General features: G+C 50.5%; 12 protein-coding genes. All 12 read right to left on the bottom strand.

The window, feature by feature from the left end:
- Positions 1-48 precede the first annotated feature (48 nt).
- Genes rnhB through pyrH form a run of 12 tightly spaced genes read right to left on the bottom strand, consistent with a single transcriptional unit; the run spans position 49 to position 11336 of the window.
- Complete coding sequence (gene rnhB / locus E1H14_RS07545) at positions 49-639, bottom strand: ribonuclease HII (protein WP_149390857.1); 591 nt, start codon at positions 637-639, stop codon at positions 49-51.
- Positions 624-1820 carry a lipid-A-disaccharide synthase gene (gene lpxB / locus E1H14_RS07540; protein ID WP_149390856.1) on the bottom strand — a complete coding sequence of 399 codons (1197 nt, stop codon included), beginning with the start codon at positions 1818-1820 and terminating at the stop codon, positions 624-626. Before lpxB ends, rnhB begins: the two co-directional genes overlap by 16 nt.
- 21 nt (positions 1821-1841) lie before the next feature.
- Positions 1842-2618 (bottom strand): acyl-ACP--UDP-N-acetylglucosamine O-acyltransferase, encoded by a 777-nt coding sequence (gene lpxA / locus E1H14_RS07535; protein ID WP_149390855.1) that lies wholly within the window; start codon positions 2616-2618, stop codon positions 1842-1844.
- Positions 2615-3052, bottom strand: a complete 438-nt coding sequence (fabZ, locus tag E1H14_RS07530) for a 3-hydroxyacyl-ACP dehydratase FabZ (RefSeq protein ID WP_149390854.1) — start codon at positions 3050-3052, stop codon at positions 2615-2617. Before fabZ ends, lpxA begins: the two co-directional genes overlap by 4 nt.
- The gene (lpxD, locus tag E1H14_RS07525; RefSeq protein WP_149390853.1) at positions 3049-4104 is read right to left on the bottom strand and encodes a UDP-3-O-(3-hydroxymyristoyl)glucosamine N-acyltransferase; all 1056 of its coding nucleotides are present in this window, start codon (positions 4102-4104) and stop codon (positions 3049-3051) included. The genes fabZ and lpxD overlap by 4 nt, the downstream gene beginning before the upstream one ends.
- Before the next feature lie 9 nt (positions 4105-4113).
- On the bottom strand, positions 4114-4608 hold the full coding sequence (locus E1H14_RS07520) for an OmpH family outer membrane protein (RefSeq protein ID WP_149390852.1): 495 nt from the start codon (positions 4606-4608) through the stop codon (positions 4114-4116).
- Between the two features lie 9 nt (positions 4609-4617).
- Positions 4618-6993, bottom strand: a complete 2376-nt coding sequence (bamA, locus tag E1H14_RS07515) for an outer membrane protein assembly factor BamA (protein ID WP_149390851.1) — start codon at positions 6991-6993, stop codon at positions 4618-4620.
- A 57-nt stretch (positions 6994-7050) separates the two neighbouring features.
- Positions 7051-8400, bottom strand: coding sequence for an RIP metalloprotease RseP (rseP, locus tag E1H14_RS07510; protein ID WP_149390850.1), 1350 nt, complete (start codon positions 8398-8400; stop codon positions 7051-7053).
- A gap of 18 nt (positions 8401-8418) precedes the next feature.
- Positions 8419-9231, bottom strand: coding sequence for a phosphatidate cytidylyltransferase (locus tag E1H14_RS07505; protein ID WP_149390849.1), 813 nt, complete (start codon positions 9229-9231; stop codon positions 8419-8421).
- A complete protein-coding gene (gene uppS / locus E1H14_RS07500; protein ID WP_149390848.1) occupies positions 9224-9988 on the bottom strand; it encodes a polyprenyl diphosphate synthase in 765 nt (254 codons plus the stop codon). The genes E1H14_RS07505 and uppS overlap by 8 nt, the downstream gene beginning before the upstream one ends.
- A 42-nt stretch (positions 9989-10030) precedes the next feature.
- Positions 10031-10588 (bottom strand): ribosome recycling factor, encoded by a 558-nt coding sequence (frr, locus tag E1H14_RS07495; protein ID WP_149390847.1) that lies wholly within the window; start codon positions 10586-10588, stop codon positions 10031-10033.
- Entirely contained in the window at positions 10578-11336 is a 759-nt protein-coding gene (gene pyrH / locus E1H14_RS07490; RefSeq protein WP_149390846.1) for a UMP kinase, read from the bottom strand. Before pyrH ends, frr begins: the two co-directional genes overlap by 11 nt.
- Positions 11337-11346: the final 10 nt, after the last annotated feature.

Below are 11346 nucleotides of genomic sequence, written 5' to 3'. Positions count from 1 at the left end.
CTCCCAAACTTAAGCGGTGGCTATCAGTGATTAAAGCGCTAGAGTCCCTTAGAGCGCATCTTGCAATACTTGCCGCACAGGTCGGAAGCTGCGTCGATGTTCAGGCAAAGCCCCCCACTGACGTAAAGCGGCTAAATGCTGGGCGGTTGGATAACCTTTATGTTGATCAAACGCATATTGCGGATACTGTTGATGCAAGTGCAACATCTCCTGATCTCGATACACCTTGGCGAGGATAGAAGCCGCACTGATCTGCTCCACACTCGCATCACCGCCAATCACGGCCTTGGCCCTATAAGGCCAATGTGGCAAATGCTTACCGTCTACCAGCACCAGTTCGGGCCTGTGCGCTAAGGCGGCCACCGCACGATGCATCGCCAACAAACTGGCCTGCAAAATATTCAGCTCATCTATTTCAGCAGGGGTGGCAAAAGCTATCGCAAAATCTAACGCCTTCTCACGAATTTCAAGATCCAGCAGTCTACGCTTTTTTTCAGATAGTTTTTTCGAATCCGTCAAACCGCTGATCGGGCGCTCTGGATGTAAAATGACAGCCGCAGCGACCACGTTCCCAACGAGCGGGCCCCGCCCTACTTCATCCACTCCGGCTAAACCTTCTAGACTTACGCCCCATTGCATGCGTTTTGCTCCTCTAATGCTGGCTCTTCTAGAGAGGTTAAAACTCCTTTGGCACGCAACAGATCGAGGATCGCTTCCGCCGCACGCGCACTTGCGCCACGACGCAATGACTGATGCAATTCAGTAAAGCGTTCCGACAAATGTGCGCAATACTCAGCATCCTGCAGTCCCGGTTTAAGCTCGGCCGCCAAACGCTCAGGTGTCACTTCGTTTTGCAACACTTCTGGTACCAAGCGCGCTTGTGCCAACAGATTCGGCAAAGAGATCCAAGGACTTTTGACGAGCCGCGAAAGAATGGCGTAGGTCATGGGCGCGAGACGATAGGCGACTACCATCGGTTTTTTACTCATCATCGCTTCGAGTGTCGCGGTGCCTGAGGCAATTAGAATACTGTCGCTGGCCATCATAATTTCACGTGATTGCTTCAGATACAGCCTCACCGGCAGCTCTGCAAAATCTTCCCGAATCAGCGTTTCGAGTTCTTGATAACGCAGCGGGTTAGCCGCTGGCATCACAAAGATTAAGGTTGGATCTTCTGCATATAAAAGACGGGCAGTTTGCAAAAAAATTCTGGCAAGCTGGCGGACCTCACCGGCGCGACTGCCGGGTAAAAGTGCCAATACCTTCGCCGCCGGAGGCAGGTTTAACCACTGCCGTTGCGCTTGAAGATCGGGTGATAAGGGCATCTCATCGGCCAGAGGGTGACCAACAAAGGCAACCGGTTGCTGGTGTCGACGATAAAACTCAGCTTCAAATGGGAAGAGTGTCAGCATCAAATCGGTGCCCTGACGAATACTTTTCACTCGCCCTGAGCGCCAAGCCCATACCGAAGGACTCACGTAGTGAACGGTGGGAATACCGACAGCACGCAAGGACTTTTCCAGGTCCAGAGTAAAATCCGGAGCATCGATGCCAATGAACAGATCTGGGGGGTTCGCGCGCCAATCGCGTACGAGGCGTTTGCGCAACCTGATAAGCTCTGGCAAACGTCCCAGCACCTCCACCAAGCCCATCACAGACAAGCGTTCCAGGGGATAGAGAGATTCTAGACCTTCGGCCTGCATCAATTCTCCACCGATTCCCTCAAACTCAACCTGAGGCAGGCGCGATTTTAAAGCCTGGAGCAGGCTTGCTCCGAGAATATCACCGGATGCTTCACCCGCGACCAGAGCAATCCTCACTCAGAACACCCTCTTGAATGCTTAACGAATAATGCCACGCGAAGATAACCGCAAAGAGCGGATTAAAGGCTCCAGTGCAGGTTCATCTAACAACCACACCTGTAAACGTTCTAGCGCCTCTTCCAGAGTCAAGCCTTGGCGATAGAGCGTTTTGTAAGCGCGCTTCAGCGTCATGATCGATTCCGCAGTAAAGCCGCGGCGTTTTAAACCTTCGCTGTTAATCCCATGGGGAACAGCTGAATTCCCATTGGCCATGACATAGGCTGGAATATCCTTCAAAACCACACTTCCCGCACCACACATGACATGGGCACCAATTCGGCAAAATTGATGTACAGCCGTAAAGCCACCCAGAATGGCGTAGTCATCCACCTGCACATGGCCAGCTAAGGCGGCATTATTAGCCAGAATAATGTTATCGCCTAGGACACAATCATGAGCAACATGGGTGTAAGCCATGAGCAGATTGTGGCTGCCTACACGTGTCAAACCTTGATCCTGAACAGTACCGCGATGCAAGGTCGCGCCTTCACGAATCACATTGTGATCGCCGATCTCAAGACGAGTAGGCTCACCCCGATACTTCTTGTCCTGGCACTCTTCACCGACACTGGCAAACTGAAAGATGCGATTATGAGCGCCAATTCGAGTCGGCCCCTTGATCACAACATGAGATGCTATTTCCGTCCCAGCACCGATTTCAACCTCAGCACCGATATAGGTCCAAGGGCCGACTTTAACGTCTTCGGCTAACTCAGCGCCCGGTTCGATGATGGCCGTGGGATGTATCTGACTCATACTTTACGATCAGCACACAGAATGGTTGCACTACAGGCCAGCTGGCCATCAACACTGGCTTGTACAGCGAACTTCCAGATGCCGCGACGCTCAGAAAGCACCTTTGCTTCCAGTTTCACCTGATCTCCCGGCACAACTGGACGCTTAAAGCGCAGATCATCGGCACCCACGAAATAATAAATAGAGCCATCCTGTGGACGCTTATCCATCGTTTTAAAACCGAGGATACCGGCTGCTTGCGCCATCGCTTCAACTAACAAGACACCAGGCATGACCGGATGTTCGGGGAAATGGCCATTAAAGAAAGGCTCATTGATCGAGACATTTTTGATCGCCACCACTGATTCACCTGGAACCAGTTCAAGCACACGATCCACTAACAGAAAAGGGTAACGGTGAGGCAAATATTCGCGGATCTCTTTTACATCCATCATGTTTTTAAACCTTTTTGAGAATCTGTTTCCAATAACTGCTCTAACCTGCGAACCCGTTTTGCCAACTCATCCAACTGGCGGAAGCGCACAACGTTACGCTTCCATTGTGCATGAGGCTCGACACCCGTTCCAGATGAAAAAATACCGCCTGACGTTTCGATCGACTTGCTCACTAAAGTCATGGCTGTGATATGTGTATGGTCGGCTAGGGTGAGATGCCCGGTAATCCCTGACATACCCGCAATGGTGCAATGGCGGCCGATCTGAGTACTGCCTGCAATCGCCGTACCACCGGCAATAGCACTATGCTCACCGATCACGACATTGTGCGCCACCTGAATTTGATTATCCAGTTTGACGCCCTTCTGCACCCAAGTGTCGTCCAGAGCACCTCGATCAATCGTAGTCCCCGCACCTATCTCCACATCGTCGTCAACACGCACGCCACCTAACTGGCAGATTTTGACCCATTGTTGTTGCTCTTGAGCAAAACCAAAACCATCCGCCCCTAGAATGGCGCCACTGTGCACCAATACGCGTGCGCCCAGGTGCACTTGTGGATAAAGCACAACGCCAGCCTCAAGCCGAGTATGCTCACCAAGTGTGCAGTTTCGGCCTATCACCGTATTAGGTCCGACATAAACCGCTGCAGCAATCTGCACACCTTCAGCAATCACCGCCCCAGCACAGATTTGGGCTTCAGGATGAACCTGTGCCGTTTCTGCCACCGTCGCCGTACCAGCAATACCAGGAACCAAAGGCTCTCGCCAATCAAATAACTGGCTCAACTTAGCAAAAGCCAGATAAGGGTGGCTGACGACTAAAGCACGATCCCCTAAAACCTGTGCAAAATCAGCAGTCACTAGTACAGCGGCGGCCTGAGTTTGTGCAAGATCTTTTTGGTAACGCGGATTAGCTAAAAATGAGATCTGAGTGGAATTTGCATGACGCAGAGTGGCTAGGCCCGTGATCAGACTCTCGCCCTCTCCATGCCACTTAGCATTCACATATTCAGCTATTTCAGCCAAACGCATGGGAGGACGAGATATCATCTGAGAAACTTACTGCTTGTTCAGTAGTTCAATAACACGCGGAGTGATATCAATATTAGTATTGGCATAAACAGTCGCCTGTTTTGCAACAATCACTTCTATTTTTTCATTTTCAATCAAGGTACGAATCGCCTGATCCAGTTTGGGACGCATCTGGGTTAAGAACTCCTGTTCCTTCTCCATGCGGCGCTGTGTCATCGACTCACCGCGCGCCTGATACTCACCAAAAGCTTTTTGGAATTGCAGATGCATCTGTTCTAGCTCTTGGTCAGACACCAAACCCTGGTTTTTCTGTACTCGATCACGCGCAGCAATGGCTTGTTTTTCTAGATCGAGCAGCGTTTTTTCTTCTGCGGCAAACTCGCGCTCCATCTGAGCACGGAAAGCATCCGCCGCTTTTGAGCTCAAGAGTGCTTCTTGCACGCCTAAAACCCGAATCGTTTCCGCTAAAGCCGATGTACTACACAAAAGCATCGCCGCCAAAACAACTGCTTTTAACTTCATTTTTTCCCCTTAGAAGGTCTGGCCTAGAGCGAATTGGAAGACTTCAGTCTCATCGCCCGGTTTAGTATTCAACGCTTTACCCAAAGAAATAGACAAGGGGCCAACAGGGGTCAGCCAGCTTAAACCCACACCCACCGAGTAACGCAAATCACTCAGATCAACGCCGTCAACACAGCTTGAGTTGCTTGTGCCAACATTGTTCTTCAAACAGTTCGTGGTATACACATTGCCCGCATCCATAAACATCAACGTACGCCAAGCACTCTTATCCTTGAGGAAAGGCATAGGGAAGATCAGCTCAGCACTGCCTGCCACCAGAACGTTCCCCCCCATAGAGCGTGGTTCACGACCTGCTCCCCGTTCATAGCGCGGGCCTAAGGTATTGGCTTCAAAACCACGGATGCTGCTCAAACCACCAGCATAATAGTTCTTGAAGAAAGGATAATCGTTATTGCCATAGGCATCGGCATAACCAACACGTCCACGCAAGGCCGCCACCCAGGTTTCATCACGATTGAGTGGGAAATAGGCACGATTATTATACTGTGCTCGGTAATAACTTAAATCACTCCCGGGCAAGGATACTTCAAGCGTTGCACCCTGTTGATAGCCTTTGGTCGGGAAGAATCCACGATTCAGGCGGTTATCACTCCAGCCGGCAGTCAGTTTCCAGTTCAGATATTCATCACCATTGTCATCAAGAAAGGTTTGAATAACATTATTGGTTTCTGGACAGGTTGAACGATCGTTGGGATCTGTACATAAAAAGCTATTCGGCTTTAAACGCAGGAACTCAACATCACCTGAAAAGCTTAAACGCTGGAAGTCATCGATCGGATAACCGAAGGTCACGCCACCACCGATACCATCGGTGTTGTAATCACCACGATCATCTTCATCAAAATCCTCTTCACGGTAGTAGAAGTTAAAGCCGCGGCTCACACCATCTACGGTGAAGTAGGGATCCAAATAGTTAAAGCTATATTCGGTTAGGGTTGAGCTATTCGAGATATTAAAGGCAACACTTTTCCCTGAGCCGAGGAAGTTATCCTGAGACACCCCTAACTGAACGATAATGCCATCACTCTGAGAAAAACCGATACTGGCTGAAAGCTGACCAGACTGCTGCTCTTCCACAGAGATATCCAGATCTACCTGATCATCTGTACCAGGCACTGGGCGGGTTTCAATATTTACGTTGCGGAAGTGTCCAGTACGCTCAATCCGAGTTTTTGAACGTTCGATGGCCGAGGTCGAAACCACGCCGGCCTCCATCTGTTCTAACTCTCGACGCACGACTTCATCCGTAGAGCGCGTGTTGCCACGGATATTAATACGACGCACATAAGTCTGTTTACCCGGCTCAACAAAGTAGCGAATCGAGACGGTGTTATCATCATTCAGCTCTGGAATCGGACTCACATTCGCAAACATATAACCCTGATCGCCCAGCAGTTTGACCAAGCGCTCCTGAGATTCAGTCATTTCGCGACGAGAGAAGACATCGCCTTGCCCCAAACTCACTTTCTGCTGCAACTCGGTTTCTGGCAGGACTAAGGTACCAACCATGCTGACATCACGCACACGGAACTGCTCACCTTCGGTGATATCCACGGTGATATACACATCCTTTTTATCGGGGGTGATGGATACCTGGGCAGAATCAATCGAGAAATTGATGTAACCGCGATCCAGGTAGTGTGAACGTAAACGCTCTAGATCACCCGAAAGCTTTTCACGCGAGTATTGATCAGATTTGGTATAGAAGGAGAAAAAATTAGGCAGTTTCAGAGAGAAGAGATCGGTTAACTCATCATCACTAAAAACGCTATTACCCACGATATTGATATGCTGGATGCTGGCGATCTGACCTTCGCGGATGGTGATATTCAAAGCCACACGGTTGCCCGACAAAGGCTCAACCTCTGTCTGAATATCCGCACCATAACGTCCTTGAGATGAATAGACACGCATCAGATCCAACTCGATCTGATCTAAAGTTGCACGACGGAAAACATCACCCTCTTGCAGACCCGACTGGCGCAAACCCTCACGCAGATCCGCTTCTTTGATCGCTTTATTACCACTAATACGAATAATTGCTACCGCAGGGCGCTCGCGCAACTGCAAGACCAAGACGTCACCTTCACGCAGGATCTGTACATCTTCAAAGAACCCTGAACGGAACAACTGACGCGTCGCCGCAGCCAGGCCCACTTCATCGACGCGATCACCAGTCACCACAGGGAAGTTACGGAAGACCGTCCCCGGATCGACCTGTTGCAAACCCTCAACACGAACATCACTGACAGTAAAAGAAGTGTTCGCCTGAGCCTGAGCCGACCAGAGCAGTGCTATCAAAAACAGTATTAAGGTATGTTTCATGCCAGGATTCTTTTCAAGGTTAACTCTCGGGAAAGCATTTAAGCGTCTGTCCAAGTCTCACAGGCGCGCCAGATCATTTATCAGTGCTAAAGCCATTAAGCTGAATAACAAGAACATGCCAATCTTGACACCCAGCAGCTGCACCTGCTCGCTGACCGGCTTACCTCTGATCAGCTCGACCATATAGTACATTAAATGTCCGCCATCCAGCATAGGGATAGGCAGTAAATTCAATATACCCAGACTGATACTGAGGTAGGCTAGAAAGCTGATGAAGGTCTCTAAGCCTGAAGCTGCAGAATCACCCGCCACTTTAGCAATGGTAATCGGGCCACTCAAGTTTTTTACAGAGATGACACCCATAATCATCTTGCGAATCGAATCGAGCGTCAGGCTGATCATCTGTCCGGTTTTTTCAAAGCCCATTTTGAGCGCTGTGAAGGGGCCATAACGAATTTCACGCAGCATTTCATCCGGCCATTCGCCCGACTGCACACCGGCACCAATAAAACCGGTGACCACACCCTGCTCCTCTCTGCCTGCAGGCACAACTTCTAATTCTAGCTGGCGTCCCTGGCGCTCTACCCACCAAAGCATGGGCTGCTCAGGACTGGCCTGAACCCGCTCCACTAAGTCCAACCAACTCGTTACTGTCTCCTGATTGACACTCAGCACCCGATCCCCGGTTTGCAAACCGGCGGCTACCGCACGTCCATCCGCCAACAAACTGCCTAAAACCGGCTCGATCTGTGGGCGCCAAGGCTGGAATCCCATCGCTGTGACAGGGGATTCACGCTCCAGATCCACCACCCAATTATTCAAGGCAAGCGTATAAGAACGTGTGCTGCGACCAGGCTCTGCGGCTTCAATCACCAAAACCGAACTCTCGCCGAGATGCCTGGCTAGACGTAAATTCACTTGGTCCCAGGACTGAACGGGAAAACCATCTACCGAGCGAATCTCTTCACCTGCCTGCAAACCCGCCAAAGCAGCGGGCGAACCGGGACGCACATCCCCTATTTTCGGGATCACCACTTGGGTTCCCCAGACGAATAAAAACCAGTAGGCGAGTACGGCAAAGGCAAGATTGACCAGAGGCCCCGCTGCTACGATCGCAATGCGTTGCAAAACCGGCTTATTATTAAAGGCATGCGATTTCCACTCAGGCGGCACTTCGCCTTCACGCTCATCGAGCATGCGCACATAACCACCTAAAGGAATCGCAGCAATCGCATATTCCGTTTGATCTTTACCCTTCCAAAGCAGTAAAGGCTTACCAAAGCCCACCGAAAAGCGTAGGACACGGACACCACAACGACGCGCTACCCAATAGTGCCCCCACTCATGAATGGTCACCAACACACCCAGCGCGATCAGGGTAAAAAGTAGTGTATGAATCAGACCCATGCCAGCCCCCAGAAAACCTTAAACTAGAGGCAAAAAACTCAGCCCCAAAAGAAACACAGGTGCCGCGGCCGTAATGCTATCGATGCGATCCAGCATGCCGCCATGTCCTGGCAGCAGCGTGCCGCTATCCTTAATGCCACGCTCACGCTTGAGCATACTTTCGAACAGATCACCTAACACCGAAGCCAGACCAACCACCAAACTTAACAACAGCCAGTAGACTCCCTGCTGAGCGGGAAGTTCTTGCAACCAAGCAAACAGCCAACCTACCAGAGCACAAGTCAAGACCCCCCCGAGCAGTCCCTCCAGAGTTTTCCCTGGACTGACCGCAGGAATCATTTTATGACGCCCAAAAAGTTTACCGGCGGCATAGGCACCGGTATCTGCGCCCCATACGATAAAGAGCAACAAGAGGATCAACGCTTCACCCTGCGGCATAGCCTTGATTTGCGACAGTGCTAACCAGGTAGATAAAAGCACCAACCAACCAATCAGCAGTTTCACACTCGGCGCTTGCCACCAAGCGACTAAAGCTGGATAGCGCAGCACACAAACGGCCGCTATAAGCCAAAATAAGACAGCCGCACTATTTATCCACAACATCACCGCTGGTGACGCCAACCAAGCCACCAGCAAAATCAACAAGGCTAAACATCCAACGTAGTAGCCACGACCTAGATGACCAAAACGGCAAAACTCCGACCACTCCCAAGCTCCATAGAGCACAGCAAACGCGATCAACAGAGAAAAGAGCCAGACAGGGGCAAACCAAACGGCCGCAAGCACCAAAGGTGCAAGCACTAAGCCCGTTATTAATCTTTGTTTAAACACGCTTCTGCGCCTCTAATTGCTCGGAGGTTTGACCAAAACGTCTTTGACGCTTGGCATAATCCTGAATAGCGGCCAATAACTCAGCCTTGGAGAAGTCAGGCCAGAAGGCCGGTGAAAAATAAAGCTCAGTATAGGCACTTTGCCAGATGAGGAAATTACTGATGCGTTGCTCGCCACCCGTGCGTATACACAAATCAGGATCGGGCAAATCCGCTAAGGAGGTAAAAGCATGCAGATCCGCTTCGGTCATCTGCTCAGGATCTAAGTGCTGATCTCGGCAATGTATGGCGAGCTTTTGGGCGGCTTGAAGTATATCCCAACGCCCACCGTAATTCGCCGCCACATTCAGCACCAGAGCCGAGTTTCCCGCCGTCAAGGCCTCGACCTCCTGCATCTTCTTTTGCAGCTTGGCGGAAAAACGTTGGCGATCACCGATAATTTTTAAGCGTATGCCATGCTTATGCAGTTTTTTTGCTTCACTTTTCAGCGACAGCATAAACAACTCCATCAAGCCTCTGACTTCCAGCTCGGGGCGTTTCCAATTTTCGCTACTGAATGCAAAAAGCGTAAGCACCCCCACCCCCTGCTCCAGGCAACCCTCTATAACCTGGCGCACACTCTCCACTCCAGCCTTATGGCCGGCCAGGGAAGGCAAATGACGTGCTTTAGCCCAACGGTTATTACCATCCATGATGATGGCGATATGACGTGGGATCGAAAGGGAGTAGGAATCGGACTGTAATGATTGAGCAGGCATAAAAAAGTAGGGGCCCTATTCAGACCCCTTTCCCTGAAGCTATTAAATTTCCATCAAATCCGACTCTTTATGAGCCAGCAGTGCATCAACTTCCGCCACAAACTTGTCGGTCAGCTTTTGAATTTCCGTTTCACCACGGCGTTCTTCATCTTCAGTGATCTCTTTGTTTTTCAAAAGATCTTTGAAGTTACCGTTCGCATCGCGGCGAATATTACGCACCGCAACCTTAGCCGCTTCCGCTTCACTGCGTGCCTGACGAATATAACCTTTACGCGTTTCTTCGGTCAGTGCCGGCATCGGGACACGAATCACATCACCGGCAGTATTTGGATTCAAACCCAAATCCGACTTCATAATGGCTTTTTCGACTTCAGGCACCATCTTTTTTTCCCAAGGGATGATGGTCAAAGTACGTGCATCCTCAACCATGATGTTCGCCACCTGCATAATCGGCACAGGTGATCCGTAATAACTCACCTGAACCGCATCCAGCAAGCTTGGATGCGCACGTCCGGTACGGATTTTTTTGAAGTTTTCAACGAGAGCCTCTGTGCTCTTCTGCATGCGTGCCTGAGCATCACGAACGATATCATTGATCATTTTTCTCTCCTACCATCGGGCCAGCATCGATCAGTGTGCCTTCATCGCCGCCCATCACCAGATTCACCAGTGCACCATGTTTATTCATATTAAAGACACGCACCGGCATATTGTGATCACGTGTCAGACAGATGGCAGTCATATCCATGACCCCCAACTGCTTTTCCAAAACCTCATCAAAGCTCAGATGTGTATAGCGTTGAGCTGTTGGGTCCTTCATCGGATCGGCCGTGTAAACACCGTCCACCTTGGTCGCCTTCAACACCACATCGGCTTCAATCTCAATACCACGCAAACAGGCAGCCGAATCCGTAGTAAAAAATGGATTACCGGTTCCTGCTGCAAAAATCACCACATCATTCTGGCGCAGGTAACGCATCGCATTACGACGGTCATAATGATCCACCACCCCGCTCATCGGAATAGCTGACATCACTCGGGTCGCGATATTACAACGTTCCAGCGCATCACGCATGGCCAAGGCATTCATCACAGTGGCCAACATCCCCATATGATCTCCAGTGACACGATCGAGGCCTGCTGCATTTAATGCCGCACCACGAAAGAGGTTCCCTCCTCCGATCACCATACCGACCTGAACACCAATACCTACCAACTGGCCGATCTCTAGGGCCATGCGATTCAGAACCTTAGGATCTATCCCAAAGCTCTCTTCACCTAGCAGAGCTTCTCCGCTCAGTTTCAATAAGATACGCTTATAACTGGATTGTTTATCTGTAGCAGGCATGCGTCCTTCT

The organism is Nitrincola tapanii (genome assembly GCF_008368715.1).
In the GTDB taxonomy this organism is placed as follows: Bacteria; Pseudomonadota; Gammaproteobacteria; order Pseudomonadales; family Balneatricaceae; genus Nitrincola; species Nitrincola tapanii.
This window is presented reverse-complemented; position numbering and strand designations above follow the sequence as displayed.

What these genes read in the sequence shown, in the direction of transcription:
- lpxA (WP_149390855.1), bottom strand. Translation starts at nt 2,618, where the DNA reads ATGAGTCAGATACATCCCACGGCCATCATCGAACCGGGCGCTGAGTTA.
- bamA (WP_149390851.1), bottom strand. Translation starts at nt 6,993, where the DNA reads ATGAAACATACCTTAATACTGTTTTTGATAGCACTGCTCTGGTCGGCT.
- E1H14_RS07520 (WP_149390852.1), bottom strand. Translation starts at nt 4,608, where the DNA reads ATGAAGTTAAAAGCAGTTGTTTTGGCGGCGATGCTTTTGTGTAGTACA.
- rnhB (WP_149390857.1), bottom strand. Translation starts at nt 639, where the DNA reads ATGCAATGGGGCGTAAGTCTAGAAGGTTTAGCCGGAGTGGATGAAGTA.
- lpxD (WP_149390853.1), bottom strand. Translation starts at nt 4,104, where the DNA reads ATGATATCTCGTCCTCCCATGCGTTTGGCTGAAATAGCTGAATATGTG.
- fabZ (WP_149390854.1), bottom strand. Translation starts at nt 3,052, where the DNA reads ATGATGGATGTAAAAGAGATCCGCGAATATTTGCCTCACCGTTACCCT.
- uppS (WP_149390848.1), bottom strand. Translation starts at nt 9,988, where the DNA reads ATGCCTGCTCAATCATTACAGTCCGATTCCTACTCCCTTTCGATCCCA.
- pyrH (WP_149390846.1), bottom strand. Translation starts at nt 11,336, where the DNA reads ATGCCTGCTACAGATAAACAATCCAGTTATAAGCGTATCTTATTGAAA.
- rseP (WP_149390850.1), bottom strand. Translation starts at nt 8,400, where the DNA reads ATGGGTCTGATTCATACACTACTTTTTACCCTGATCGCGCTGGGTGTG.
- frr (WP_149390847.1), bottom strand. Translation starts at nt 10,588, where the DNA reads ATGATCAATGATATCGTTCGTGATGCTCAGGCACGCATGCAGAAGAGC.